1 protein-coding gene is annotated in these 783 nt (G+C 60.7%); it reads left to right on the top strand.

The genetic code is table 11. The features are described from left to right. Window positions 1-23 precede the first annotated feature (23 nt). Window positions 24-783: DNA cytosine methyltransferase (locus tag AC1D34_RS38115; protein ID WP_476827097.1), on the top strand; the 760-nt coding region annotated here is incomplete at its 3' end.

The raw sequence follows: 783 nt of genomic DNA, 5'->3' as shown, positions 1-783 counted from the left end.
TGGCAAGAGTCCAGGCGCTTTCCGTGGATGCAAGCCATCTTGCGAAGGAACTCCGGGAACTCGTTCCCGCCAAAGTGCTCACTCCGAGCAGCTCATTGGGTGAGCGATCCTGGATCACGGTGCAGGATACTCTTGAACAGATTGCAGAGGGTAAGCTCTGCTCCATGGAAGGTTGGTGCTGGCCGGACGTTCACCCCTTCTGGATCGATGAGCACCTGCACGAGATTCTGGGATGGGCGCTGGGCCAGGAAATCCCGGAACTGGCGGGCCGAAAGCGTCCCGTGCCGAACGGTGGCGTCGCACTCGATCGCCATCCACTCAGTTCCGCATCACGGCCCTCTGCTCCCTATCGGTATTCGGTACTCGAACTCTGCGCCGGTGCTGGTGGTCAGGCGATCGGGCTGCATGCAGCCGGTTTCCGCCACGTCGGCATTGTCGAGAGAAACCCGGAGGCTGCTTCGACCCTGYGCGCCAATCGCCCCAGATGGCCCGTCATCGAAGAGGATATGAACACGATTGATATCGGGCGTTTCGAAGGTGTCGATCTCATTGCCGCCGGGCTGCCTTGCCAGCCTTATTCGCAGGCCGGGGAACGCCGTGGCTCGGCCGACGAGCGGGATCTGTTCGATCGCGCTCTTGAGATCGTCCAGCAGATCCGTCCGAAGGCGGTGATGATCGAGAATGTTGTCGGGATCACTCAGGTCACTCACGCTGTCCGAAGGCTCAACGTCTTCTCCACGCTCGAACGACTCGGTTACGATACCGCCCTCTCAGGCTCTCAGG

Source organism: Allobosea sp. P1_A7 (assembly GCF_056406775.1).
The sequence above is the reverse complement of the archived record's forward strand: the minus strand, read 5'-3'. Positions and strand labels throughout refer to the sequence as shown.